Origin of the sequence: Kosakonia sp. H7A (genome assembly GCF_003028445.1) — a bacterium.
Taxonomy (GTDB): domain Bacteria; phylum Pseudomonadota; class Gammaproteobacteria; order Enterobacterales; family Enterobacteriaceae; genus Kosakonia; species Kosakonia radicincitans.
The window spans coordinates 1-26,252 of sequence record NZ_PYTZ01000004.1; the positions used below are offsets into that span (position 1 = coordinate 1).

At 53.6% G+C, this 26,252-nt stretch carries 25 protein-coding genes; 8 read left to right on the plus strand and 17 right to left on the minus strand.

Annotated elements, in window-relative coordinates; all coding sequences use genetic code 11:
• Positions 1-351: 351 nt before the first annotated feature.
• Positions 352-918, minus strand: coding sequence for a D-glycero-beta-D-manno-heptose 1,7-bisphosphate 7-phosphatase (gmhB, locus tag CWM66_RS15130; RefSeq protein ID WP_007373255.1), 567 nt, complete (start codon positions 916-918; stop codon positions 352-354).
• Positions 919-1,105: 187 nt separating this feature from the next.
• Here gmhB and metN point away from each other — a divergent pair, with 187 nt between their 5' ends.
• The 6 genes from metN (at position 1,106) to proS (ending at position 6,689) form a co-directional block, all read left to right on the plus strand.
• Positions 1,106-2,137: a methionine ABC transporter ATP-binding protein MetN gene (gene metN / locus CWM66_RS15135; RefSeq protein WP_007373254.1), complete on the plus strand. Its 1,032-nt coding sequence runs from the start codon at positions 1,106-1,108 to the stop codon at positions 2,135-2,137.
• Positions 2,130-2,783, plus strand: coding sequence for a methionine ABC transporter permease MetI (locus tag CWM66_RS15140; RefSeq protein WP_007373253.1), 654 nt, complete (start codon positions 2,130-2,132; stop codon positions 2,781-2,783). Before metN ends, CWM66_RS15140 begins: the two co-directional genes overlap by 8 nt.
• A gap of 39 nt (positions 2,784-2,822) precedes the next feature.
• Positions 2,823-3,638, plus strand: a complete 816-nt coding sequence (metQ, locus tag CWM66_RS15145; protein WP_007373252.1) for a methionine ABC transporter substrate-binding lipoprotein MetQ — start codon at positions 2,823-2,825, stop codon at positions 3,636-3,638.
• 108 nt (positions 3,639-3,746) lie between these two features.
• Entirely contained in the window at positions 3,747-4,154 is a 408-nt protein-coding gene (rcsF, locus tag CWM66_RS15150) for an Rcs stress response system protein RcsF (protein WP_035886474.1), read from the plus strand.
• Positions 4,151-4,858, plus strand: coding sequence for a tRNA (N6-threonylcarbamoyladenosine(37)-N6)-methyltransferase TrmO (tsaA, locus tag CWM66_RS15155; RefSeq protein WP_107146852.1), 708 nt, complete (start codon positions 4,151-4,153; stop codon positions 4,856-4,858). Before rcsF ends, tsaA begins: the two co-directional genes overlap by 4 nt.
• A gap of 112 nt (positions 4,859-4,970) precedes the next feature.
• Positions 4,971-6,689 carry a proline--tRNA ligase gene (proS, locus tag CWM66_RS15160; RefSeq protein ID WP_107146853.1) on the plus strand — a complete coding sequence of 573 codons (1,719 nt, stop codon included), beginning with the start codon at positions 4,971-4,973 and terminating at the stop codon, positions 6,687-6,689.
• A 48-nt stretch (positions 6,690-6,737) separates the two neighbouring features.
• Here the strand turns inward: proS and nlpE are convergent, their stop codons facing one another.
• The 3 genes from nlpE to CWM66_RS15175 are packed head-to-tail and all read right to left on the minus strand — an operon-like array spanning position 6,738 to position 8,433.
• Positions 6,738-7,433 (minus strand): envelope stress response activation lipoprotein NlpE, encoded by a 696-nt coding sequence (gene nlpE / locus CWM66_RS15165; RefSeq protein WP_007373247.1) that lies wholly within the window; start codon positions 7,431-7,433, stop codon positions 6,738-6,740.
• 35 nt (positions 7,434-7,468) lie between these two features.
• Positions 7,469-7,891 carry an alternative ribosome rescue aminoacyl-tRNA hydrolase ArfB gene (gene arfB, locus CWM66_RS15170; RefSeq protein WP_079516930.1) on the minus strand — a complete coding sequence of 141 codons (423 nt, stop codon included), beginning with the start codon at positions 7,889-7,891 and terminating at the stop codon, positions 7,469-7,471.
• Positions 7,888-8,433, minus strand: coding sequence for a YaeQ family protein (locus CWM66_RS15175; RefSeq protein ID WP_007373245.1), 546 nt, complete (start codon positions 8,431-8,433; stop codon positions 7,888-7,890). The genes arfB and CWM66_RS15175 overlap by 4 nt, the downstream gene beginning before the upstream one ends.
• Positions 8,434-8,628: 195 nt before the next feature.
• On the opposite strand from CWM66_RS15175, the gene CWM66_RS15180 reads away from it, so the two are divergent.
• Positions 8,629-8,829 carry a YaeP family protein gene (locus tag CWM66_RS15180; protein ID WP_007373244.1) on the plus strand — a complete coding sequence of 67 codons (201 nt, stop codon included), beginning with the start codon at positions 8,629-8,631 and terminating at the stop codon, positions 8,827-8,829.
• Positions 8,816-9,076 carry a Rho-binding antiterminator gene (gene rof / locus CWM66_RS15185; RefSeq protein WP_007373243.1) on the plus strand — a complete coding sequence of 87 codons (261 nt, stop codon included), beginning with the start codon at positions 8,816-8,818 and terminating at the stop codon, positions 9,074-9,076. The genes CWM66_RS15180 and rof overlap by 14 nt, the downstream gene beginning before the upstream one ends.
• A gap of 27 nt (positions 9,077-9,103) precedes the next feature.
• Here rof and tilS read toward each other — a convergent pair whose 3' ends face one another.
• The 13 genes from tilS to rseP form a co-directional block, all read right to left on the minus strand.
• Positions 9,104-10,399, minus strand: coding sequence for a tRNA lysidine(34) synthetase TilS (gene tilS, locus CWM66_RS15190; protein WP_090398269.1), 1,296 nt, complete (start codon positions 10,397-10,399; stop codon positions 9,104-9,106).
• Between the two features lie 63 nt (positions 10,400-10,462).
• The gene (locus CWM66_RS15195) at positions 10,463-10,852 is read right to left on the minus strand and encodes a VOC family protein (RefSeq protein WP_107146854.1); all 390 of its coding nucleotides are present in this window, start codon (positions 10,850-10,852) and stop codon (positions 10,463-10,465) included.
• A gap of 58 nt (positions 10,853-10,910) precedes the next feature.
• Positions 10,911-13,049, minus strand: coding sequence for a lysine decarboxylase LdcC (locus tag CWM66_RS15200; RefSeq protein ID WP_071920234.1), 2,139 nt, complete (start codon positions 13,047-13,049; stop codon positions 10,911-10,913).
• Between the two features lie 100 nt (positions 13,050-13,149).
• Positions 13,150-14,109: an acetyl-CoA carboxylase carboxyl transferase subunit alpha gene (gene accA / locus CWM66_RS15205; RefSeq protein WP_007373239.1), complete on the minus strand. Its 960-nt coding sequence runs from the start codon at positions 14,107-14,109 to the stop codon at positions 13,150-13,152.
• 12 nt (positions 14,110-14,121) lie between these two features.
• On the minus strand, positions 14,122-17,604 hold the full coding sequence (gene dnaE / locus CWM66_RS15210; protein ID WP_035886479.1) for a DNA polymerase III subunit alpha: 3,483 nt from the start codon (positions 17,602-17,604) through the stop codon (positions 14,122-14,124).
• 38 nt (positions 17,605-17,642) lie between these two features.
• Positions 17,643-18,239, minus strand: coding sequence for a ribonuclease HII (gene rnhB / locus CWM66_RS15215; protein ID WP_035886480.1), 597 nt, complete (start codon positions 18,237-18,239; stop codon positions 17,643-17,645).
• Positions 18,236-19,384, minus strand: coding sequence for a lipid-A-disaccharide synthase (gene lpxB, locus CWM66_RS15220; RefSeq protein WP_107146855.1), 1,149 nt, complete (start codon positions 19,382-19,384; stop codon positions 18,236-18,238). Before lpxB ends, rnhB begins: the two co-directional genes overlap by 4 nt.
• Positions 19,384-20,172, minus strand: coding sequence for an acyl-ACP--UDP-N-acetylglucosamine O-acyltransferase (gene lpxA, locus CWM66_RS15225; protein WP_007373235.1), 789 nt, complete (start codon positions 20,170-20,172; stop codon positions 19,384-19,386). The genes lpxB and lpxA overlap by 1 nt, the downstream gene beginning before the upstream one ends.
• Before the next feature lie 3 nt (positions 20,173-20,175).
• Positions 20,176-20,631 (minus strand): 3-hydroxyacyl-ACP dehydratase FabZ, encoded by a 456-nt coding sequence (gene fabZ, locus CWM66_RS15230; protein WP_007373234.1) that lies wholly within the window; start codon positions 20,629-20,631, stop codon positions 20,176-20,178.
• 171 nt (positions 20,632-20,802) lie between these two features.
• Positions 20,803-21,831: a UDP-3-O-(3-hydroxymyristoyl)glucosamine N-acyltransferase gene (lpxD, locus tag CWM66_RS15235; RefSeq protein ID WP_107146856.1), complete on the minus strand. Its 1,029-nt coding sequence runs from the start codon at positions 21,829-21,831 to the stop codon at positions 20,803-20,805.
• 3 nt (positions 21,832-21,834) lie between these two features.
• Positions 21,835-22,329, minus strand: a complete 495-nt coding sequence (gene skp, locus CWM66_RS15240; RefSeq protein WP_007373232.1) for a molecular chaperone Skp — start codon at positions 22,327-22,329, stop codon at positions 21,835-21,837.
• Positions 22,330-22,446: 117 nt separating this feature from the next.
• Positions 22,447-24,861: an outer membrane protein assembly factor BamA gene (bamA, locus tag CWM66_RS15245; RefSeq protein ID WP_007373231.1), complete on the minus strand. Its 2,415-nt coding sequence runs from the start codon at positions 24,859-24,861 to the stop codon at positions 22,447-22,449.
• Between the two features lie 31 nt (positions 24,862-24,892).
• Positions 24,893-26,242, minus strand: coding sequence for a sigma E protease regulator RseP (gene rseP, locus CWM66_RS15250; protein WP_007373230.1), 1,350 nt, complete (start codon positions 26,240-26,242; stop codon positions 24,893-24,895).
• Positions 26,243-26,252: the final 10 nt, after the last annotated feature.

Here is a 26,252-nt window from a genome sequence, read left to right on the forward strand (position 1 = left end):
AATTAAACTTCGTAATGAATTACGTGTTCACCCGTGAGACTTGGTATTCATTTTTTGTCCGAAGACATCAAGAATCCAGTCACCTGAGTGCCCACACAGATTGTCTGATAAATTGTTAAAGAGCAGTTGCGACGCGGCTTTCAGCTCACTGTCGCGAGGTGGCGTATATTACGCTTTCCTCTTTCAGAGTCAACCCCGATTTTCGGGATTTTTTCTCTTCCGACTTAACGTCGCTGCGTGATGTTCCTCGCTGGCGCCGTGTCGATGGAGGCGCATTATAGGGAGCCGGAGAGGAATGACAAGCGGAAAAATGCATTTTTATTTCAACCGCTCATCTTTTCGTCATAACGGTTATTTTTGGTGCTTTTTGATAGCTAAAGGCAGCTCCGCAAGGCTATTAATCACCCAGTCAGCGCTTTTTTCCGCTTCCGGGGTGACCGGTTTTCCCGTGCGCACTAAGACTTTCGTCCCCACTTGTGCAGCATCCGCCGCCTGCATATCTTCTATTTTATCGCCTACCATATAAGAAGCAGCCATATCGATGTGCAGGAAATCGCGGGCAGAGATCAACATCCCCGGATGCGGCTTACGGCAATCGCACACCTGACGAAACTCTTCAACGGTTCCCTGCGGGTGATGTGGACAATAATAGATACCGTCCAGATCCACACCGCGATCGGCCAGCGACCAGTCCATCCACTCGGTCAGCGTTTCAAACTGCGCTTCGGTAAATTTACCGCGAGCAATACCAGACTGGTTCGTTACCAGAACCAGCGCGTAGCCCATCTCTTTAAGTTCGCGCATGGCGTCAATAACGCCATCAATAAATTCGAAGTTATCGATCTCATGCACGTAGCCATGATCAACATTAATCGTGCCATCACGATCGAGGAAAATAGCGGGTACTGACTTTGCCACGGGTTTACTCCTGAAAAAGGCATAGAAGCTTAGTATCTCATGTTTCGCAACGCAGGAAAGTGCTCATCATTGCAAGCGACATTGATTTAGACGTCTGGATGCCTTACCATCCGCTCTGTTTACGGGTACGCCCGTAACCGGCAGAACAAAATGCCACGGCTAACTCTTATACGATAAAAATAATCTAATGATTAAACTTTCGAATATCACCAAAGTGTTCCAGCAGGGGAACCGTAATATACAGGCGCTGAACAACGTCAGCCTGCATGTTCCCGCTGGTCAAATTTATGGCGTTATTGGCGCATCAGGTGCGGGGAAAAGTACGCTTATCCGCTGCGTTAACCTGCTTGAGCGTCCGACGCAAGGCAGTGTGCTGGTCGATGGCCAGGAACTGACTAAACTCTCTGAAGTGGAATTAACTAAAGCTCGCCGCCAAATTGGCATGATCTTCCAGCACTTTAATCTGCTGGCATCGCGTACCGTTTTCGGTAATGTCGCATTACCGCTGGAGCTGGATAATACCCCGCGTGACGAGATCAATCGCCGGGTAAAAGAGCTGCTTGATCTGGTCGGTCTTGGCGATAAACATGACAGTTATCCGGCCAACCTCTCCGGGGGGCAAAAACAGCGCGTGGCAATCGCCCGTGCGTTGGCCAGCAATCCGAAAGTACTGCTATGTGACGAAGCCACCAGCGCGCTCGATCCGGCAACAACACGCTCCATTCTTGAATTGCTGAAAGACATCAACCGTCGCCTCGGTCTGACCATTCTGCTGATCACCCACGAAATGGATGTAGTTAAGCGCATTTGCGACTGCGTGGCCGTTATCAGCAACGGTGAACTGATTGAGCAAGATACGGTGAGTGAAGTCTTCTCCCATCCGAAAACGCCGCTGGCACAGCAGTTTATTCAGTCCACGCTGCATCTCGATATTCCGGAAGATTATGCACAACGCTTGCAGCCGGAACCGCAGGCTGACAGCGTACCGATGCTGCGTATGGAGTTTACTGGTCAGTCGGTGGATGCGCCGCTGTTGTCTGAAACCGCGCGTCGTTTCAACGTGAACAACAACATTATTAGCGCGCAGATGGATTACGCGGGCGGCGTGAAGTTCGGCATTATGCTGACGGAAATGCACGGCACTCAGCAAGATACCCAGGCAGCCATCGCCTGGTTGCAGGAACACCATGTAAAAATAGAGGTACTCGGTTATGTCTGAGGCAATGATGTGGCTCTTTGCCCGCAGCATCTGGGAAACACTGTTTATGACCTTTGCCTCCGGTCTGCTGGGGTTTGTCGTGGGTCTGCCGTTTGGCGTGCTGTTGTATGTCACGCGTCCGGGTCAGATCATGCAGAATCCGGGTCTGTATCGGGTGATCTCTGCGCTGGTCAACATTTTCCGCTCCATTCCGTTCATTATTTTGTTGGTCTGGATGATTCCTTTTACGCGCGTGATTGTCGGCACCTCAATTGGTCTGTACGCCGTCATTGTACCGCTGACGGTTGGCGCCGCGCCGTTTATCGCCCGTATGGTGGAAAACACCCTGTTGGAGCTGCCAGCAGGTTTGATTGAAGCTTCCCGTGCGATGGGTGCAACGCCAATGCAGATCATCCGCAAAGTGCTGTTGCCGGAAGCGCTGCCGGGCCTCATTAATGCTGCGACCATTACGCTGATTACCCTCGTGGGTTATTCCGCAATGGGCGGTGCCGTCGGTGCAGGTGGTCTGGGACAACTGGGGATCCAGTACGGCTATGTGACCTATAACCCATTAGTGATGAATACCGTACTGATATTACTGGTGGTTCTGGTTTACTTAATTCAGTTCGCGGGCGATCGTATCGTCCGGGCTGTGACGCACAAATAACGTTACACAACATAACGACTCTGAGAGAAGGGAAATAACATGGCTTTTAAATTCAAGACCTTTGCAGCCGTAGGTGCTCTGCTTGGTTCTCTGGCGCTGGTCGGATGCGGCCAGGATGAAAAGGATCCGAATCACATTAAAGTCGGTGTGATTGTTGGTGCTGAACAGCAGGTTGCCGAAGTCGCACAGAAAGTTGCGAAAGAGAAATATGGCCTCGACGTTGAGCTGGTGACTTTTAACGACTACGTGCTGCCAAACGAAGCGCTGAGCAAAGGCGATATCGATGCTAACGCCTTCCAGCACAAACCGTACCTCGATCAGCAGATTAAAGATCGCGGTTTCAAACTGGTTCCGGTCGGCAACACTTTTGTTTATCCAATTGCAGGCTACTCCAAAAAAATCAAATCACTGTCTGAATTGCAGGATGGTTCTCAGGTCGCCGTACCAAACGATCCGACTAACCTCGGTCGTTCCCTGCTGCTGTTGCAGAAACAGGGTTTGATCAAACTGAAAGATGGTGTGGGCTTGATGCCGACCGTACTGGATATCACCGAAAACCCGAAAAACCTGAAGATTGTTGAGCTGGAAGCACCGCAGCTGCCGCGCTCTCTGGATGACGCGCAGATTGCACTGGCGGTGATCAACACCACTTATGCCAGCCAGATCGGCCTGACTCCGGCAAAAGACGGCATCTTCGTTGAAGATAAAGACTCCCCGTACGTGAACCTGATCGTTGCCCGTGAAGATAACAAAGACGCGGAAAACGTGAAAAAATTCGTTCAGGCTTACCAGTCAGATGAAGTGAACGAAGCGGCGAACAAAGTCTTCAATGGCGGCGCGGTGAAAGGCTGGTAATCTCCTCTGTCTGTAATATCATTCAAGGCGGGCGAAAGCCCGCCTTGTCATTTGTACACGTCCCTGATTCAATAAGCGGCGTTAAGAAAATCACTTTGAGGAAAGATTATGCGTGCTTTACCGATCTGTTTATTAGCACTCATGTTGAGCGGCTGCTCCTTGCTAAGCAGATCCCCTGTCGAACCGGTACAAAGTAGCGCAGTGACGCCAAAATCAGAGCCGGTAAAACCGAAAGTGACACGCCCTGCCCCGGTGCGCATCATCACTGATGCACAAGATTTAGTGGGTAAACCGTTCCGCGATCTGGGTGAAGTCACCGGCGAATCCTGTCAGGCAAGCAACCAGGACTCCCCGCCGAACATCCCGACCGCACGCAAACGCATGCAGATTAATGCCTCGAAAAAAGCCAGGGCCAATGCCGTTCTGTTGCATAGCTGCGAAGTAACCAGCGGTACTCCTGGCTGCTATCGCCAGGCCATCTGTGTGGGTTCCGCACTCGACGTTTCGGCAAAATGAGTACCTTTGCTTTCGGGCAAATAGGTGTTATCCGTTCACCGTATAAAGAGAAGTTTGCCGTACCGCGCCAGCCGGGTCTGGTGAAGCATGGCGGCGGCGAACTTCACTTGCTTCCTCCGTATAATCAACCCGATGCAGTGCGCGGCCTCGAAGAGTTCAGCCATTTGTGGGTGCTTTTCGTTTTTCATCAAACGATGGAAGGCGGATGGCGTCCGACCGTGCGCCCGCCGCGGCTCGGGGGTAATGCAAGAATGGGCGTGTTCGCCACACGATCAACGTTTCGCCCCAATCCGATCGGTATGTCACTGGTCGAATTAAAAGGGATCCGCTGCCATAAAGATCAGGTGATTTTACAGCTCGGTAGCCTGGATCTGGTCGATGGCACGCCGGTTGTGGATATCAAACCTTATCTGCCTTTTGCCGAAGCCGTACCCGATGCGCAGGCCAGCTACGCGCAGCAGGCGCCGGTTGGCGATATCCCGGTGAGCTTCACATCCGACGTGGAGTTGCAACTTAGCGGGCTGGAAAAGCGTTATCCCCACTTTAAAGCCTTTTTGCTGGAAGTGCTGGCGCAGGATCCGCGTCCGGCCTACCGAAAAGAGGAAGAACAAGGGAAGACTTACGCCGTCTGGCTGCTGGATTTTAATGTGCGCTGGCGCGTAACGGCGGCGGGATTTGAAGTCTTTGCGCTGGAAGCGCGCTAATTTTATTCCCCTCTCTTTTGGCATCTCTGCCAGGCTGATAAACTAAACCACTTTTTTTGTGTCAGGCCTGATTTCGGGCCTGTTCCGATTGTCCAAATGGAACCGTAACAACATGCGTACTAGCCAATACTTGCTCTCCACTCTTAAGGAGACGCCTGCCGACGCCGAAGTCATCAGCCACCAGCTGATGCTGCGCGCCGGGATGATCCGCAAACTGGCCTCCGGGTTATACACCTGGCTGCCGACCGGTCTGCGCGTCCTGAAAAAAGTCGAAAACATCGTGCGTGAAGAGATGAATAACGCCGGTGCGATTGAGGTGTCCATGCCAGTGGTACAGCCAGCCGATCTGTGGCAGGAAAGCGGCCGCTGGGAGCAGTATGGCCCGGAACTGCTGCGTTTTGTTGATCGCGGCGATCGCCCGTTCGTCCTCGGCCCGACTCACGAAGAAGTCATTACCGATCTGATCCGTAACGAGCTGAACTCCTACAAACAGCTGCCGCTGAACTTCTTCCAGATCCAGACTAAGTTCCGCGATGAAGTGCGCCCACGCTTTGGCGTTATGCGTTCCCGCGAATTCCTGATGAAAGATGCCTACTCTTTCCATACCTCTCAGGAATCCTTGCAGGAAACCTATGACGCAATGTATGCCGCCTACAGCAAAATCTTCAGCCGTATGGGGCTGGATTTCCGTGCTGTACAGGCCGATACCGGCTCGATCGGCGGTAGCGCATCCCATGAATTCCAGGTGCTGGCGCAGAGCGGTGAAGATGATGTGATCTTCTCTGACTCCTCCGATTTCGCCGCCAACATCGAGTTTGCTGAAGCGCTGGCGCCAAAAGAACCGCGCGGCGCCGCCACGCAGGAAATGACGCTGGTTGATACGCCAAACGCGAAAACCATCGCCGAGCTGGTTGAACAGTTCAACCTGCCGATTGAGAAAACGGTAAAAACGCTGCTGGTGAAAGCCGTTGAAGGCAGCAGCTACCCGCTGGTCGCGCTGCTGGTTCGCGGCGATCACGAGCTGAACGAAGTGAAAGCGGAAAAACTGCCGCAGGTTGCTGCACCGTTAACTTTCGCCACCGAAGCGGAAATTCGCGCCGTGGTCAATGCCGGTCCTGGCTCCCTTGGCCCGGTTAATATGCCAGTTCCTGTGGTGATCGACCGTACCGTTGCCGCGATGAGCGACTTCTCTGCGGGCGCGAACATCGACGGTAAACACTACTTCGGCATCAACTGGGATCGCGATGTCGTGACGCCGGAAGTGGCGGATATCCGTAACGTTGTCGCTGGCGATCCAAGCCCGGACGGTAAAGGTACGCTGCTGATTAAACGCGGTATCGAAGTGGGTCATATTTTCCAGCTCGGCACCAAGTACTCCCAGGCGCTGAACGCGGCGGTACAGGGTGAAGATGGCCGCAACCAGATTCTGACCATGGGCTGCTACGGTATCGGTGTAACGCGCGTGGTGGCTGCGGCGATCGAGCAGAACAACGACGAGCGCGGGATCATCTGGCCGGACGCTATCGCACCGTTCCAGGTTGCGCTGCTGCCGATGAACATGCACAAATCCTACCGTGTGCAGGAACTGGCGGAAAAACTCTACGCCGAACTGCGCGCGCAGGGCATTGAAGTGCTGATGGATGACCGTAAAGAGCGTCCGGGCGTGATGTTTGCTGATATGGAACTGATCGGTATCCCGCACACAGTGGTGATCGGCGATCGCAACCTCGACAACGACGATATTGAATACAAATATCGTCGCAACGGCGAGAAGCAGCTCATCAAAACCGGCGACATCCTTGATTATCTGGTGAAAGCTATTAAAGGCTAAGCCGACAAAAAGCCCCGCTCGCGGGGCTTTTTTTATGGTGTCAGAGGCTTAATCATCACAGTCTTTATTGGCGCTAAACTGCCCTTTCTTATTAATGACCAGCACTTTCTGTGGCGCGCCGGTATCCGGGTTCGGTTCAAAGGCAAAATGCCCTTCCACCACCAGCAGAATCGGTTTGCTTTCAGTACCGCGCGCAGCTGCATAATCGCGCTCAAGCTGAGCATTACTTGCCACTGCGACCTGTTTCCCGGTTGCACAGTCCGTAAATACTGCCGCATCAGCCATATATCGGTACATACCGCGCATCGCCATCGGCGTTGCCGGAAGCGACGCTTTCACCGGTTGCAGCGTGTAGTTCAGTTGCGAATGAATCGGATTGCCTTCCCGATCCATCATCTCCAGCGCATCGCCTTTCGCACGGAACCAGGTTTTTTCACCCTGAGTATCGGTAAGGATCAGTTTATCGGCCGTGCGCGCCCAGTTACCATAAGAGGCAAATACCGACGGGCCTTTTCCGCCCTGGTAGCGCTGGTTCATCACCCAACTGCCATCCTTTTCCAGAAACAGCGACGTTTCGATACCTTCGCAATCGGCACAGGGTAAAACGCCGCGCCAGCTCTGCTGCATCGGTTTCAGCTCTTCAACTTGCGTCGGCTGCACCATTTCGGTGTCACCCCGATTGTTACAGCCGAAAAGGGCAAACAGCGCCCCCCCGGCCAGCAGAGATAAAATCGCTTTTTTCACACTCGATTCCTTATGCACAAGTCTGTTGTTGCCCGTCAGCCATCATGTCGACGGACTTTCCCACGCAGCGCTTTTACCGACGACTTTTGCGCCTTGCCCGTTAACCGGCGCTCTTTCGATGCGCGGGTCGGGCGCGTTGCCCGACGGCTCTTTTGCACTGCGGTCAATTCTTTGATCAATGCCACCAGGCGCGCGATCGCCGCTTCGCGATTCATCTCCTGGCTGCGATATTCCTGCGCTTTTATCACAACCCTGCCATCGCTACTGATCAGATGGTGCGAAGCCTCCAGTAAACGCGCCTTATAATACTCAGGCAGGCTTGACGCCCGAATATCAAAACGCAGGTGGATAGCGGTCGAACTTTTATTCACATTTTGGCCGCCCGCTCCCTGCGCCCGCACAGCGGTGATCTCCAGCTCATCCTCAGCAATGGAGACAGTGCGGGAGATCGTAATCATGGCTGCTGCCAGGCTTCAAGGTGGATTTCCCGATTCTGCGTATCATCAGAAAGCCAGATGGCGCCATCCTGCAAGGTAGCCTGTAGCGTCATGGTGCGATCGTTGGCAAACGCGCTGAGCGCCGCCAGCTGCTCATCATCCAGGTACCAGATGCTTAAGTTGCCGAAGCTCGCGCAACGGCTTTGATTTTGCTGCCACCAGATCTGCGCCGCCCGGGAATTATAGGCAAATAACGCCACGTCTTTCGCCTGTGTGCAGGCTTTCTTCAACCGTTTTTCGTCCGGCAGCCCCAGCTCGATCCACAAATCAATTCCCAGATAATCATTACGCAGCCAGGCTTCCGGCTCATCTTCAGCGCTCAGGCCGCGGGTGAATTGCAGCCGCTCATCGGCATATTTGATCCACGCCAGCAGGCGCAACATCATGCGCTCCTGGGTTTCGGAAGGATGGCGGGCCAGCGTCAGCGTCGCATCTAAAAACTGATTACGATCCAGATCGGCAACATTCACCGTCGCTTTATAAATAGTCGCTTTTAAGGCCATAACACCACTCCTGCATAAAATGGCCGCTATTGTAGCTAATTCAGGGGCAAAGCGCTGTTATCTCTTGTGCGCATCATTCGCCATCACGCTGATAATGGCGGATAAGCTATGTTATAGTCGCCTTGCTAAACAGTATTAATCTTCGTAGGCTTAGTGTTATCTCACAGTAAAGTCAGGTAGCTGACAGGAGGAGATGTGAACAATTATTGTGAGTTAGTACGCAAACGGTATGCGGAAATCGCCAGCGGAGATTTGGGGTATATCCCGGATGCGCTGGGGTGCGTGTTGAAAGTGCTGAATGAAATGGCGTCGGATGACACCCTTTCAGAGTCGGTCAGGGAAAAGGCGGCATATGCAGCCGCGAACTTACTGGTGAGCGATTATGTCAATGAATGATGCCTATCAACCCATCAACTGTGATGACTATGACAATCTTGAACTCGCCTGCCAGCATCATCTTTTATTGGCGCTGGAATTGAAAGACGGCGAGGTGCTCAGCGCCAAAGCCAACGATTTAGTCTCACGTAAAAATGTGGAGTATCTGGTAGTGGATGTCGCAGGCGTCTCACGCGAAGTGCGTCTCGATAAAATTGCCAGCTTCAGCCATCCTGAAATCGGCACCGTTGTGGTGAGCGAGTCCTGACATTCAACGGGCAGCGCAGGCTGCCCTCTACTTTTTCCACACCAGCTTAACGCCTTCCTGTCCGGCCGTTTTAAGCCCTTGTTGCGTAGCAAACACGCCCGCCGCTGCGATTAACGTTTCGCCATAAAACAGCAGCGGCGTGGTGTCGCGCCGCCAGGGAGCCACGCCGAACTCCTGCCAGATTTTTTTCAGTTTACGCCCGCCATGACGGCCGGCGATATGTAACAAACCGGATGCATGGAAACGCACAGAAACCCTCTCTTCCGCAGTTGGCGCCCGCAATTCCCCTCCAGCGATCAGCGACAGTTCCCCCATCCCGGCCGGTAATAACAGCGGCGCAAAAGGCATTGCCCAGTTCAGTTGCGTATTACGCTGGCTGGGCTGCGTTTTAATCCAGTAGAGATTGCCCTGAAAACGACGCACTTCATACTCACCCAGCCGCAGGCAAGGCTCCGCATCGTCACGCGCCTGCGCCACTTCAAACCACAAACGGTTAAGCATTGCGCGGGACGGCATCGCCGCCCCCTGCTGCGCCAGCCAGCGGCGTAACAGGGCGTTGCGGCGAACTTCGCTCAGCACCTGCAAAGCCGCAATGTTCAGGGCCCCTTCCTCCGTGGTCGCCGCCGCCAGTTCGTCAGCCAGTAGCTCATCCAGCAGTTGCTCTTGCTCTCCACAAAGCTCAGCGCTACGCGCAACGGCATCGGCGAAATGCGGCCAGCGCGCCGTCAGTAGCGGCAGCACCTGCTGGCGCAAAAAGTTGCGGTCAAAACGGACATCAGCGTTACTTTCATCCTCAATCCAGCGCAAATCATGCAGTTGCGCCCATTGATGCAGGGTGTCACGTGAAAAGTTGAGCAGCGGACGGATAAGCTGCGTTCCGGCAAAGGGCAAACTTTGCGGCATCGCGGCAAGCCCCGCTGGCCCACTGCCGCGCTTAAGCGCCAGCAGTACGGTTTCGCACTGATCATCCAGATGCTGCGCGGTAAGCAGCACTTCGCCTGGCTTCAACGCCTGACGAAATGCCCGATAGCGCGCTTTCCGCGCCTGCGCTTCAATGCCCTCGCCATTATCGACCAGCGTCACGTATTGCACCGTTAGCGGGATCTGCCAGAGTTCGCAAAGCGACTGGCAATGCTCAACCCACGCATTCGCATACGGACTAAGCCCATGATGGATATGAATTGCCCGTAACCGGATATCGGGCTGTTGCTCGCGCCAGAGCATCATTTGGTGCAATAGCACGGTTGAATCCAGCCCGCCGCTGAAGGCTACCAGAAACTGGAGTGATGCAGTGGGTAATGGCGCGAAAAGTGGCGTGGTCATAGTGGTTTTCAAAACGGAAGCGATGCCCGGCACGTTACCGGGCATCGCGTTGTGTGGCAAGTATTACTGCTGGTAAAGCTCCAGCGGCAGGCCATCGGGATCGTTAAAGAAGGTGAAACGTTTATCGGTGCAGGGATCAACACGTATCGCTTCACACTTCACGCCGTGCGATTCCAGATGCGCCACCGCCTGGTCGATATCATCAACGCTGAACGCCAGATGGCGCAGGCCGCACGCTTCCGGGCGGCTGGGACGCGCAGGCGGAAACGGAAAGGAGAACAGCTCAATCACATACTGCCCGTTCAGCGCCAGATCGCCTTTCCACGAATCGCGCGCCTCGCGATAAACTTCACTTTGTAGCGTAAAACCAAGGATATTGCAGTAGAACGCTTTGCTTGCAGCATAATCCGTGGCGATGATCGCAATGTGATGTACCTGTTTTAAACCCAGCATAGTTTCTCCTTTTCTCAATGCCTGAACGTTACCCCCGCCCACTTCAGCCCGCAATAGATTAGCGGGCTTTTAGGACTCGTACCCGGTAAGTGCCCTCCTCATTTCGTTTTGCGCCGTGAATATCGGTTTCAAAGCCCGGATAGTGGCGGCCAATCGCACATAGCATCAGCAGGAAATCAAGCACCGGGCGGCTGGCGTCAGTGATCATTTCACCCGGCATCACCAGCGGTACGCCAGGCGGATAAGGCAGGATCATATTGGCCGAGATCCGTCCGATCAGTTTTTCCAGTTCTACCGTTTCCACCTCGCCCTGGATCTGCCGCTGCCATGCCTGATGCGGCGTCAACTTCATATCCGGCAGCACATCGAAAGCCTGCAACATCAAACGCGGTAGATCATGCTGGCGAATAAGCTTATGGATCCCCTGCGCCAGATCCTGAATCCGCATATTGCGATAGAAATCAGGATCTTCAGCATAGAGATCCGGCAACATGTTCTTCACCCGCAGATTAAGATCGTAGGCACGCTTGAACTCCATCAGCCCACGCAACAACCCCATTGCCCGGGTTTTATCGATGCCGATACTGAACAGAAACAGCAGGTTATACGGCCCGGTTTTTTCCACCACCACGCCACGTTCATCGAGGAACTTCGCTACAAGCGCCGCCGGGATCCCTTCCTCGCTCATGTTCCCTTGCTCGTCCATACCGGGCGTCAGGATGGTCACTTTGACCGGGTCGAGAAACATATGGTCGGCATCCGCATCGCGAAAACCATGCCATGCTTCACCCGGTGCGACCGGCCAGCAGTCAGCTTCATCAATCTCTTCCGGTTGCCAGATATCAAAGAACCAGCCGTCGGCTTCATCCTTCAGCCGTTGCACCTCTTTGCGAAAATGCAGCGCCCGTTCAACCGAGCGGTTAATTAAGCGCTTACCAGGGTTTCCGCGCAGCATCGCTGCGGCCGTTTCGATCGATGCCACCAGCGGATAGCTCGGCGATGTGGTGGTGTGCATCATAAAGGCTTCGTTAAACGTGTCCTCATCATATTCACCTTTAATATGAATCAACGATGCCTGCGAGAATGCCGCCAACATTTTGTGCGTCGACTGCGTTTCAAAGAAGACTTTTCCCGGCACCCGCTCGCCGCTCATGCCGCTTTTTCCGGCATAAATAGGGTGAAAATTGGTGTACGGCACCCAGGCGGAATCGAAATGGATCGAGGGTACATCCAGCGTTTTTTTAATCCAGTCGGTGTTGTACAGCAGGCCATCATACGTGGAGTTAGTAATCACCGCGTGTACCGGCCAGTGCGCCCCCGCCGTGGTTGCAACTTTTTGTTCGATGCTGGCATGGGTAAACTCGCGGCGCGGTATGCCACCCAGGATACCCAGTGCGTTGCGTCCCGGCTTCAGCCACAGCGGCGTGACATCGCTCATCATCAACAGATGCGCCAGCGATTTATGACAGTTACGGTCAATCAACAGGGTACTGCCCGCTGGCGCGGCATACATACCGACAATTTTGTTGGAGGTCGATGTGCCGTTGGTCACCATATAGCTCTGCTCGGCACCAAACGTACGGGCGATATACTCTTCAGCCTCCAGATGCGGACCGGTATGATCCAGCAGCGATCCCAGCTCAGTCACAGAGATCGAAACATCCGCTTTGAGCGTATTGCCGCCGAAGAAATCATAAAACAAGCAGCCTACCGGGCTTTTCTGGTACGCCGTCCCTGCCATATGCCCGGGCGTGCAGAAGGTGTATTTTCCCTCTTTTACATAGGTGAACAGCGCCCGGGTAAACGGCGGCGTGATGTTTTCCAGATACTCTTTGGTGTACTGGACAATCCGCGAGGCAATCTCGTCCGCCACGCTCAGGGCGTATTCGAAAAACCACAGCGCCATACGCATATCCTGCGCGCTGACATCCATGGTGGAGTGGGTATTAATAAACGCATACAGCGGAAGATATTCATTTAGCTGATTAATCTCGCTGCACAGATCGAGGGAGTACTCATCCCAGTCAAAGATCACGCCGCAAATACGCGGGTTATGCTCGATAAATTTCAGTAAGTCGGTGCTGTTTCTGGGCCAGATAATATGAAACCCTTGCGCCTGTAGCGCCTGTTCCAGCTCCTTGATTGGCTCATCTTTGTAGAAAACGCCATGGGGTCCCATGATGGCAATAATATTCACAGCTACCTCCGTTAAAAACCTTAGCTAAGCATAGTTGAGGTAAACCGCAGGTATAAAAAAAGCCGCACAGAGGTGCGGCTTTTCATCAATGCAATGAAACTCAGGCGTAGCCGTAGCTCATCAGACGCTGGTAACGGCGGTTACGCAGATCGTCTTTGCTCAGCACATCCAGATCGGCGAGATCGGCCAGCAGTTGCGCTTTCAGCGAAGCGGCCATCGCTTCCGGGTTGCGATGCGCGCCGCCCAGCGGTTCCGGAACGATCGAGTCGATCAGTTTCAGTTCTTTCAGACGCGGCGCGATGATGCCCATCGCTTCTGCGGCCAGCGGCGCTTTGTCGGCGCTTTTCCACAGAATAGAAGCACAACCTTCCGGCGAGATAACAGAATAGGTGCTGTATTGCAGCATATTCACTTTATCGCCCACGCCAATCGCCAGCGCACCGCCGGAGCCGCCTTCGCCGATCACGGTGCAGATCACCGGTACGCTCAGGCGGGACATTTCACGCAGGTTACGGGCGATCGCTTCCGACTGACCACGCTCTTCGGCACCCACGCCAGGGTAAGCGCCAGGGGTGTCGATAAAGGTGATAATCGGCATGTTAAAACGTTCTGCCATTTCCATCAGGCGCAGTGCTTTGCGATAACCTTCCGGTGCCGGCATACCAAAGTTACGGCGGATTTTCTCTTTGGTTTCGCGGCCTTTCTGGTGGCCGATGATCATTACCGGGCGACCGTCGAGACGCGCGATACCGCCAACAATGGCTTTATCGTCGGCATAAGCGCGATCGCCAGCCAGTTCGTCGAATTCATCGAACGCCAGGCGGACATAATCCAGGGTGTAAGGACGCAGTGGATGGCGCGCCAGTTGGGCAACCTGCCATGCACCAAGATCGGCGAAAATTTTGCGCGTCAACTCTACGCTTTTTTCGCGCAGACGATGCACTTCTTCGTCGATATTTATATCCAGTTTTTCATCCTGACGGCCAACGGCAGTCAGAGAATCGATTTTCGCTTCCAGCTCAGCAATCGGCTGTTCGAAATCAAGGAAATTCAGACTCATAGTATTCCTGTATTAGTCAAACTCCAGTTCCACCTGCTCCGAACCTATGAGGCCACGCAGATCGTTGAGTAAACGATCGCTCGGAGAGACGCGCCACGTTGCGCCGAAACGTAACCGCGCACGCGCATCCGCCCTCTGATAGTAGAGATGTACTGGAATGGTTCCCGAACGGTGGGGTTCCAGAGACTGACGGAGTCGGTTTAAAAGCTGGTCATCAATTTGCCTGTCCGTCAGCGAGATAGCAAGCCCACGGGCGTATTTTTCCCGGGCTTCGTCAATGTCCATAACTTCACGGGCGGTCATTTTAAGTCCCCCGCTAAAGTCATCAAAGCTGACCTGTCCGCTGACAATAAGTATGCGGTCTTTTTCCAGCAGTTGCTGGTATTTATCCAGGGCATCAGTGAATAACATCACTTCCAGACGCCCGGAACGGTCATCTAACGTACAGATGCCGATACGATTGCCGCGCTTGGTGACCATAACCCGCGCAGCAATGACGAGCCCCGCCGCCGTGGTGACCTTCCCACGTTCGGTCGGATGCATGTCTTTCAGCCGATAGCCTCCGACATAGCGCTCAATTTCTTTCAAATATTGGTTAATCGGGTGACCCGTAAGGTAGAGACCTAACGTTTCACGCTCACCTTCCAGCACCACCTGTTCCGGCCACGGCTGGCAACTGGCGTAAGATTGTTCTATCTGCTCTGGCTCTTCGGCCAGCACGCCAAACATATCGGCCTGGCCAATCGCCTCGGCTTTCGAATGCTGATCGGCGGCTTTAAGCGCATCGCCCAGCGAGTTCATCAGCGCTGCTCGATGCGGCCCAAGGCGGTCAAACGCCCCGGACATAATCAGTTTTTCCAGCACCCGGCGATTAAGCTTTTTAATGTCGGTGCGCGCGCACAGATCAAACAGTTCGCGGAAGTAACCGCCGTTATTACGCGCTTCGATGATCGCCTCAATCGGACCTTCACCGACGCCTTTAATCGCCCCGATACCGTAAACAATTTCACCGTCATCGTTGACGTGGAAATGGTACAACCCGGAGTTAATATCCGGCGGCAGGATTTTCAGCCCCATGCGCCAGCACTCATCCACCAGACCAACGACTTTTTCGGTGTTGTCCATATCGGCAGTCATCACCGCCGCCATAAACTCGGCCGGATAGTGCGCTTTCAACCACAGCGTCTGGTATGAGACCAAAGCATAGGCGGCAGAGTGCGATTTGTTAAATCCGTACCCGGCGAATTTTTCTACCAGGTCAAAGATTTTCATCGCCAGTTCGCCGTCGATGCCATTTTTCTTCGCGCCCTCTTCGAAGGTTCCGCGCTGCTTGGCCATCTCTTCCGGCTTTTTCTTACCCATCGCACGGCGCAGCATGTCCGCGCCGCCAAGGGTATAACCCGAAAGCACCTGGGCAATCTGCATCACCTGTTCCTGGTAGAGGATAATGCCGTAAGTCGGCTCCAGTACCGGTTTCAGGCTTTCATGCTGCCACTGCACATCGGGATAGGAGATCTCTTCGCGCCCGTGTTTACGGTCGATGAAGTTATCTACCATGCCTGACTGCAACGGCCCCGGACGGAACAGGGCCACCAGCGCGATCATATCTTCGAAGCAGTCGGGTTGCAGGCGCTTAATCAAATCTTTCATGCCGCGGGATTCAAGCTGGAACACCGCAGTGGTCTCCGAGCGTTGCAGCATGTCGAAACTTTTCTTGTCATCCAGCGGAATAGCGGCGATATCGAGCGGCGGCTCGCCGTTCTTCTCGCGCCGGGCGTTGATCATCTCCAGCGCCCAGTTGATGATGGTCAGCGTGCGCAAACCCAGGAAGTCAAACTTCACCAGCCCGGCATATTCAACATCGTTTTTATCAAACTGAGTGACCGGGTGCTGACCGGCTTCATCACAGTACAGCGGGGCAAAATCGGTAATTTTGGTGGGTGCGATGACCACGCCGCCAGCGTGTTTACCCGCGTTTCGCGTCACACCTTCCAGCTTGCGCGCCATGTCGATTAGCGCTTTAACTTCTTCGTCTGCTTCGTAGATTTCCGGTAGTTGCGGCTCGGCTTCGAACGCTTTCGCCAGCGTCATGCCCGGATCCGGCGGCACCAGTTTAGAGATGCGGTCCACAAAGCCGTACGGGTGACCCAGTACGCGACCCACATCGCGGATAACCGCTTTCGCCGCCATGGTTCCGAAGGTGATGATCTGCGATACCGCATCGCGCCCGTACATGTCCGCCACGTGCTCGATCACCTGGTCGCGCTTCTCCATACAGAAGTCAACGTCGAAGTCGGGCATCGATACACGTTCCGGGTTAAGGAAACGTTCGAACAGCAGGTCAAATTCCAGCGGATCAAGGTCCGTAATTTTCAGCGCATAAGCCACCAGCGATCCAGCGCCCGAACCACGCCCCGGCCCTACCGGCACGCCGTTATCTTTTGACCACTGGATAAATTCCATCACGATCAGAAAGTAACCGGGGAAACCCATCTGGTTGATAACTTGCAATTCGATATCAAGACGCTCGTCGTACGGCGGACGCTTCTCTGCACGAACCTGCTCATCCGGGAAGAGGAACGCAAGGCGTTCTTCGAGACCCACTTTCGATTTCTCCACGAGGAAGTCTTCAGTGGTCATATCACCGGTCGGGAACTGCGGCAGGAAGTATTCACCAAGCCGTACGGTCACATTACAGCGTTTGGCGATTTCGACGGTATTTTCCAGCGCTTCCGGGATATCGGAGAAGAGTTCGCACATCTCCTCTTCGCTGCGCATATATTGCTGCGCGGAGTAGTTGCGCGGACGTTTGGGATCGTCCAGAGTGAAACCGTCGTGGATGGCGACACGGATCTCATGCGCGTCGAAGTCGCCTGCATCAATAAAGCGCACATCGTTGGTCGCCACGACCGGCAAACCGTGCTCTTCCGCCAGTTGTACGGCTGCGTGCAGGTAGGGCTCTTCATCAGCACGCCCCGTGCGGATCAACTCAAGGTAGTAGCGATCGGGAAAATGCTCTTTGTAGAAATCGAGACACTGTTCAACCAGCACGCTGTTGCCACGCAACAGACTTTTACCCACGTCGCCCATGCGCGCGCCGGAGAGCAGGATCAACCCTTCGCCGAGCTCCTGCAACCAGTCGCGATCGATCCACGGCCCCAGTGCGCCATAGCCACGCTGGTAGGCTCGCGAAATCAGCAATGTCAGATTCTGGTAACCGGTATTGTTGGCCGCCAGGACGGTGAGCTGTGTCAGTTCATCGCCTAACAGATCGCTCTGTACGTGCAGATCGGCGCCGACGATCGGTTTCATCCCGGCTCCGTGCGCCGTTCCGTAGAACTTCACCAGACCACAGAGGTTCGTAAAATCGGTGATCGCCAGCGCGGGCATGCCGAGCGCGGCAGCCTTTTTCACCAGCGGCCCGGTTTTCGCCAGCCCGTCAATCATGGAGTAGTCGCTATGCACCCGCAGGTGTACGAAACGTGGTTCAGCCATTTTCAGATCCCAGCCTGGTTATTTCACGTTCACAAGAGTCAGGACACAAGGTCCAGCGCACGTTTAACCGGCGCAAAGCTGCGCCGGTGATGCGCAGTTGCGCCATGTTCCGCCAGCTTCGCCAGATGGAAAGCCGTTGGGTAGCCTTTATGTTGCGCAAAACCATATTGCGGAAAAAGAAGATCAAGCTCAGCCATTTCGGCATCTCGCGTGACTTTTGCGATAATCGATGCCGCACTGATTTCCGCCACCCGGCTATCGCCTTTCACGACTGCCAGCGAAGGCATTGGCAAGGCAGGGCAGCGGTTGCCGTCAATCAGTACAAATTCCGGGACGATAGAGAGCCCGGCAATTGCGCGCTGCATCGCCAGCATAGTGGCATGCAGAATATTCAGTTCGTCAATTTCGTGCGGTTCGGCGCGCCCCAGACTCCAGGACAGCGCTTTCTCTTTGATCTCTTCACTCAACGCCAGACGGCGTTTTTCAGAGAGTTTTTTCGAATCATTCAGGCCAATGATTGGACGCTTCGGATCGAGGATCACCGCCGCCGTCACGACCGCACCCACTAAAGGCCCGCGCCCAACCTCATCCACACCGGCAACCAAATGCGCGTGCGGATAAATAAACTCCATCATTGTGCTAACTCCAGTACTGCGTCAGCCGCCTGCTCATCGGCATTACAGCGAATCTGCTGGTGTAGTTCGCGGAAAATGTCATGCATTTCGTGGCTGGTTTTACCATTAGCCAGCAGCGGCGCCAGTGCTTCGGCCAGCGCCTGCGGCTGGCACTCATCCTGTAGCAACTCTTTCACCAGTTCACGTCCGGCCAGCAGGTTTGGCAGCGAAACATAAGGCGTTTTCACCAGCCGCCTGGCCAGCCAGAATGTGAATGGCTTCATGCGATAACCCACGACCATCGGGCATTTCGCCAGCATGCACTCCAGCGCGGCGGTGCCGGAAGCCAGCAAGGTCGCATCGGCGGCGATCATTGCCTCGCGCGCCATACCATCCAGCATATGCACTGGCAGATCGGGAGCGACTTCCGTCTTAATCCGCTCAAACTGTTCGCGCCGTTTGGCGTTGACCAGCGGTACCACCACTTCAAGATCGGGGTAGCGTTCACGCAGCAACTGCGCGGTACGCAGGAAATCGGCGCTCAGCATTTCCACCTCAGCGCCACGACTGCCAGGCAGTAACGCCAGACAGTGCACATCATGGGCAATCCCCAGATGATCGCGCGCTGCGCTTTTATCCGGATCCAGCGGCATCGCATCGGCCATGGTATGGCCAATAAAACGGCACGGCACGTTAAATTTGTCATAAAACACTTTTTCGAAAGGCAGAAATGCGAGCACCAGGTCGGTGGCTCTGCCAATTTTGAAAACGCGTTTTTGTCGCCACGCCCAGACGGACGGACTGACATAATGGATGGTTTTGATACCCTGCTTTTTCAGATTGCCTTCGAGGGTAATGTTGAAATCCGGCGCATCGATACCGACAAAGACATCCGGTTGCAGCTCGCTAAAGCGACGGGTCAAATCAGCGCGGATCTGCAACAGGCGGCGCAGACGGCCAAGTACCTCAACGATACCCATCACCGCAAGCTCTTCCATCTCATACCAGGCTTCACACCCTTCAGCCTGCATACGCGGCCCCGCAACACCGACAAAGCGGGCATTGGGGACACGCGATCTCAGCACGCGGATAAGACCGGCACCAAGAATATCGCCGGAGGTTTCTCCGGCGACGAGGGCTATCGTAAGAGGACGATTGTCGATCATTACCGAATCAGGCCGCGCGTTGAGCGTTCGAAGAACTGCATAAACGCATCAACTTCCGGATGCTTCGCCGCAAGCTCGGCAATCTCCGGTTTCGCCTCTTCCAGCGTTTTACCGCTGCGGTACAGCAGTTTGTACGCATTGCGGATAGCCACTAACGCTTCTCTGCTGAAACCGCGACGTTTCAGGCCTTCAATGTTCACACCAAACGGTGTGGCATGGTTGCCCTGAGCAATCACGTAAGGCGGGACATCCTGCGCCACGCCGGAGCAGCCGCCAACCATCACGTGCGCGCCGATAATGCAGAACTGATGCACTGCGGTCATGCCGCCGATGATAGCAAAGTCGTCGACGGAGACGTGCCCCGCCAACGTTGCGTTATTTGCGAGAATGCAGCGATCGCCAACGGTACAGTCATGCGCAATATGCGCATTGATCATCAGCAGGTTATCGCTGCCCACCTTCGTCAACCCTCCGCCCTGTACTGTGCCACGGTGGATGGTGACGCTTTCGCGGATGCGGTTGCGATCGCCAATTTCCACGCGAGTCGGCTCGCCAGCATATTTCAGATCCTGGTTAACCTCGCCGATGGATGCGAACTGATAGATCTCATTGTCGCGGCCAATCGTCGTATGACCATTAACCACAACGTGAGATTTCAGAACCGTACCCTCACCAATTTCAACGTGAGGGCCAACAATACAAAACGGGCCAATGTGAGCGTTAGCACCAATAACGGCACCGTCTTCAACAATAGCAGTTGGATGAATAAAGGCGGTTTTATCAATCACGTATCAGGCCTCCCGGCTACGTGCACACATCATAGTAGCTTCACAAACAACTTTACCGTCTACCAGCGCAACACCTTTAAAGCGGGTCAGGCCGCGACGGGTTTTCTCGAAAGTGACTTCCATGATCATCTGATCGCCAGGCACAACGGGACGCTTAAAGCGCGCTTCGTCGATACCGGCGAAGTAGTACAGCTCACCCGGTTCCAGTTTACCAACGCTTTTAAACGCCAGAATACCGGTAGCCTGCGCCATTGCTTCCAGAATCAGCACGCCCGGGAAAATCGGTTTGCCAGGGAAATGCCCCTGGAAAAACGGCTCGTTTACCGAAACATTTTTTACTGCGCGCAGAAAACGACCTTCTTCAAAATCCAGCACACGGTCTACCAGTAAGAACGGGTAACGGTGCGGCAGAAGTTCCAGAATCTCTTCAATGTGCAGAGTATGAGTGTCAGTAGTCAAAATACTCTTCCTGTCTAAATATACTAAAAGGCAATAATAACACGGCCCGCGGCAATCATCAGAAAGCCAACAGGCCGGGAAGTATACACACTTTAGGCTTCTCGTCGCAGAAGCGTTTTGTCGCTTCTCTGATGCCGGGAGGCTTCTGTGTACAAGCGTTATGCAGGTGAATTATTCGTCTTGTTGATTAACCTTGCGCTCGACGGCTTTCAGGCGCTTGCTCATATCATCAATATTCATCACCAGGGCTGCGGTTTTTCGCCACACTTTATTTGGCTGTAGTGGGATACCTGAGGAGTAGACTCCTGGCTCAGTGATAGGACGCATGACCATCCCCATCCCCGTTACGGTAACCTTGTCGCAAATTTCCATATGCCCATTGATTACGCTGGCGCCGCCGATCATGCAATAGCGGCCAATTTTCAGGCTGCCCGCCATGATTACGCCACCGGCAACCGCCGTATTGTCGCCAATCACAACGTTATGTGCAATCTGGCACTGGTTATCAATGATTACGCCGTTGCCAATGCGGGTATCGTCAAGCGCGCCGCGATCGATTGTAGTACAGGCGCCAATCTCAACATTGTTGCCAATGATAACGCGGCCAAGCTGCGGGATTTTAACCCAATTTCCACGATCGTTGGCGTAACCGAAACCATCAGAACCGATCACCGTTCCTGATTGCACCAGGCAATTTTCACCGATCTCAATCTCGTGGTAAACGGTCACATTTGCCCACAAACGCGAACCCGCACCAATTTTCGTCTTTTTCCCAACAAAGCAACCCGCGCCGATAATAACGTTATCGCCCAGGACAACGCCGGATTCGATCACCGCATTTGCGCCGATTGCTACATTGCTACCCAGAGTGGCCGTTGCGTCAATCACCGCGCCAGGCGCGATGCTGCTCGCCGGCTGCGGCGTGGTATCAAGAATTTGGGCCATACGCGCGTAGGTCAGGTACGGATTTTTTACGACCAGCGCTGCGCTTTTGGCAAAAGGAAGATCGTCTTGCGTCATAACGACAGCAGACGCCTGACATCCGGTCAGGTGTTTACGGTACTTGGGGTTGACCATGAAAGTGATATGACCTGCTTCGGCAGATTGCATGGACGCAACGCCGGTGATGACGATATCGCCATCACCGTGTAATTCTGCATCCAACTGCTGAGCTAAATCAGCCAGTCGAATTGAAGGCATTACTTATTTAACCTGTTTCAGTACATCAGCAGTGATGTCTTTTACATCGTTGCTGTTGTAAATAACGGCGTTGGAAGGAATAACCAGATCAACACCCTGATCGGCAGCGACTTTTTTCACTGCAGTCTGAATGCGAGTCACCAGCTTGCCACGTTCTTCGTTAGAACGACGAGCTTGATCCTGCTCGAAAGCCTGTGCTTTCTGAGCAAATGCCTGACGACCTGACGCGATGTCTTTTTCCAGCTTGCTGCGATCGCTCGCCTTCATGGTAGAGCCATCACGTTGCAGACGCTGAGCTTTGGCTTGCAGGTCGGATTCCATGCTCTGCAGTTCGCTTGCGCGACCACCGAATTCGTTTTTCATCGTCTGAGAAACGCCGGAACTCTGCGCAACCTGTTGCAACAGGCTACCCATATCAACAATTGCAATCTTGTCAGCGGCTTGCGCTGACGCTGCCATTGCTAAACCGAAACCTGCCGCTAATAACAACTTTTTCACAATTTACTCCTTACCATCCCGTTTGTACCCGGAGGTACAGCTCTTTGCGTGGCCGGGCTTCCGGTTGAAAGCCTCAGCCATCACTACACTGCGAATGCATTCCGTTGCTGTGCGGAATTACCAGGTTTTACCAATGTTAAACTGGAACTGTTCCGCTTTGTCTCCATCGTACTTTTTAAACGGCTGGGCGTAGGAGAATACCAACGGCCCCAATGGGGACATCCATTGTAATGCGATACCAGCAGACATGCGGATATTACTCGGATCGCTATAATCCGGAATACCCAGCGCTTTCATTTCTGCTGTATTTTGCCAATTTGTATCCCATACGCTACCAGCATCCCAGAAGAATGAGGTACGTACAGAGTTAGCATATTTGTCGCTGATAAACGGCGTCGGCGTGATGAACTCAACGCTGGCCACGCCCATGGCATTACCACCTACTGCATCATCAGACTTACAGTATTTCGAAGTCGTTGTATTACAGTTATCCAACCCACTGCCGCCGTAATAAACGGCTTTCGGACCGATGTTGTTGGACTGGAAGCCACGAACAGTGCTGGAACCACCGGCGTAGAAGTTCTCATAGAATGGCATCTCTTTGCCACCTAAACCGTCACCATAGCCCCAACGAGTACGACCCAGAATCACCCATTTGTGATCGGCGTCAATCGGGAAATAGGAGGCGGTATCCACCGTCACTTTGTAGAACTCGTTATCGGAGCCAGGAACCGTAACTTTACCGTTCAGGTTTACGCGCGAGCCCTTCGTCGGGAAGTACCCACGGTCGAGGTTGTTATACGTCCAACCATAGTTGAAGGTGAAATCGTCCGCCGAGTAACCGTTGTTATCACTCGTGGTGCTGGCATTCTGACCTACGGAATCCAGATAACGCCACATCGCCACCTGAGGTTCCATTTTCGACAGGCTGTTATGAACGTAACCTAAGCCCGCACGCAAGGTGTTGTACTCGTTGATCGGGAACCCAAGGGTACCATCCAGACCGTAGCTCTTGTTGGTATAAGAAGAAAGGTCTGCATCGTCAGCTTTAAAGTCGTTATAGAAGATACGACCACCGAGGCTAACGCCGTCAACCGTGAAGTACGGGTTGGTAACGGAGAATTCAGAGTAGGTCTGGTAGTCGTTTTTGGTCCCACTGATACCCACAGAGTAGCCGGTGCCTAACCAGTTATCCTGCTGTACGCCGACCTGGAAGCTGACGCCGCTCTCAGTACCATAGCCAACACCGAAGTTGAAGCTACCGGTATTACGCTCTTTCACTTTATAGACGACATCAACTTGATCCGGGCTTCCCGGAACACGCTGCGTTTCGGTATCTACCGTCTCGAAATAGCCCAGACGGTTCAGACGCTCTTTACCCTGATCGACCAAATCGCTGCCCAACCACGCCCCTTCCATCTGGCGCATTTCGCGACGCAGAACGGCATCTTTTGAGGTGTCATTGCCTTCAAAGCGGATCTTGCGAACATAAAAACGGTTGCCAGCATCCACATTGATATGCAGCTTAACGGTTTTGTCTGTATCGTTGATTTCAGGTTGAGACTGAACGCGCGGATAAGCGTAACCATAGCGACCAAGAAGCTTTTTAATATCATCTTCCATTTTGGTTACTTTGGTGCCGTTATACAGCTCGCCCGGCTCGATCTTCGTCAGGCTTTCTATCTCTGCGGAGTGACCAGCAAGGTTACCGCTCACCTGCACGCTGGAGAGCTTGTACTGCTCGCCCTCGGTCACGTTGATGGTAATGTAGATGCCTTTTTTATCCGGCGTCAGGCTAACCTGAGTCGAATCAATGTTAAAGCGGGCATAACCACGATCCAGATAGTAGCTGCGCAAACTTTCCAGATCGCCAGCCAGTTTCTGTTTCTGGTATTTGCGATCGCCAATCACGTTCCACCATGGCACTTCATCGCGCAGCTGGAAGCTGGAGATGAGTTGTTCGGTGGTAAATGCGTGGTTACCGACGATATTAATCTGTTGGATTTGCGCGGAAACGCCTTCCTGGAATACCAGTTTCAGGTCAACGCGGTTGCGCGGCAGCGGGGTCACGACAGCTTTAACGCTGGCGCTGTATTTACCTACGCTGTAGTAGAAATCTTCCAGCCCCTTTTCGATATCGGACAGAGTTGTGCGGTCCAGTGATTCACCCACACGCACGCCAGAAGCTTCGAGGTTCTGTTTCAGCATGTCATCTTTCACCGACTTGTTACCGGAGAAAGTAATGCTGGCGATTGTCGGGCGTTCTTTCACCTGGACAAGTAAGGTATCACCATCACGCAGGACGCGAACATCCTCGAAGTTGCCGGTGGCAAACAACGCGCGAATGGTGTTACTGATATCTTCATCATTCACCGTATCGCCAGGGCGTACTGGCATACTGAGGAGGGCCGCACCAACGGCGACACGCTGTAGGCCTTCGAAATGAATGTCTTTCACTACGAACCCTTCAGCACCGTATACGGTGGCGCTGCTAAACAGCAGCGACGCTATGAGCAACTTTTTCATCGCCATCGTTATTATGCGTTCTTCCTAACAAACTCTCTTACAACCGAGAGAAATCATTGAAAAGTGCAAGCCCCATTAACAGCACCAGCAAAATAGAGCCAATGCGATAACTAAAGTCTTGAACTCGCTCGGATACCGGTCCGCCCTTCAGCTTCTCAATCGCCAAAAACAGCAGATGCCCACCATCAAGGACGGGTAATGGGAACAGGTTAATAATGCCTAAGTTCACGCTTATCAATGCGAGGAACATCAGGTAGTAAATCAACCCGAACTCCGCTGACATCCCAGCCCCCTGAGCAATTGAGATTGGCCCACTGAGGTTGTTCAGTTTTACATCACCGGTGATCAATTTCCCCAACATACTGACCGTCAGCTTCATCAATTGCCACGTTTTATCTGTGGCTTCAACAATAGCGCTAAATGGCCCGTACTGGCGTACTGTCTTATATTCATCTGGCAGCGGAATAACTTTAGGCACAACGCCCGCGAAACCCTCTGCTTTGCTACCGGGTTTTGTATCCGGTATCAGTGTTAAAGACAAGGGAGCCCCCTGTCTTTCTACTTCCAACGCTAACGGCGTTCCCGGATTATCCCGCACCAGAGTAACGAACGTCATCCACTGAGTTAACTGCTGACCATCGACTTTAACGATCCTGTCGCCAGCTTGCAAACCTGCTTTACTGGCCGCTGACCCCACCTGCACCTCCGCGAGGATAGGCTCAAGCTGCGCAGCACGTGGTCGAATACCCAGCGCTGCTACCGGATCGTCTTTATCAGGTTGAAAAGCCCAGTGACGTAAATCCACGACCTTTTCCTGACGATTGTTGCTACCGAACGGCGCTACGCTGACCGTCATCTGGCTATCGCCGATTTTTGACACCAACTGTAAGCGCACAGCATCCCAATCAGGCGTTTCGATGCCATCAATCGATTTAAGTTCCATTCCGGGTGCAATTTGCGCGTTTGCGGCAATGGAGTTGGGTGTTATTTCACCAACAACCGGGCGAACACCGGGGACACCGATGATAAACACCAGCCAGTAGGCGAAGATGGCAAAGATAAAATTAGCGATTGGACCTGCGGCAATAACGGCAGCGCGCTGGCCAACCGTTTTATTGTTGAAGGCGTAATGGCGCATTTCCGGAGCAACCGGTTCAACGCGCTCATCCAGCATTTTGACGTAACCACCCAGTGGAATCAGGGCAATCACAAATTCGGTCCCGTGCTTGTCTGTACGACGACAGAGCGCTTTGCCAAAGCCGATGGAAAACCGCTCTACCCGTACGCCACAGCGACGAGCAACCCAGAAATGGCCAAATTCATGCACGGTGATCAACACACCCAGCGCAACTATGAACGCCGCCAGATTCCAGAGAATGCTCAGCATAAAACCTTCC